Annotated in this window: 1 protein-coding gene; it reads right to left on the bottom strand. The window is 74.0% G+C overall.

What is annotated here, in order from left to right:
• On the bottom strand, positions 1-262 hold a 262-nt coding region (locus tag MJ643_RS30930; RefSeq protein WP_247727344.1), incomplete at both ends, for a hypothetical protein.

The raw sequence follows: 262 nt of genomic DNA, 5'->3' as shown, positions 1-262 counted from the left end.
CAGCAGCCCGGCGCCGAGGTAGACGAGGACGGAGATGACCGCATGCCCGTGGGCGGGGCGGTGCAGGATCGCGCTGCCGCCGACGCCGATCGCCGTGATCAACAGGACCGCCACCTGGTAGGCGAGTCCGATGCCGACGGTCACCAGGAGGGAGAGGCCGGGGCGTCCGGAGACCGCGAAGGTGGGACCGGCCGAGGTGACGGCCTCGTGCCCGAGGGCGGAGCACAGCAGCGGCGCGATGGCGCCGGTGAGGGCGAGCACG

The sequence above is a fragment of the Pseudomonas sp. PNPG3 genome, assembly GCF_023093815.1.
Lineage (GTDB): Bacteria > Pseudomonadota > Gammaproteobacteria > Pseudomonadales > Pseudomonadaceae > Aquipseudomonas > Aquipseudomonas asiatica.
The sequence above is the reverse complement of the archived record's forward strand: the minus strand, read 5'-3'. Positions and strand labels throughout refer to the sequence as shown.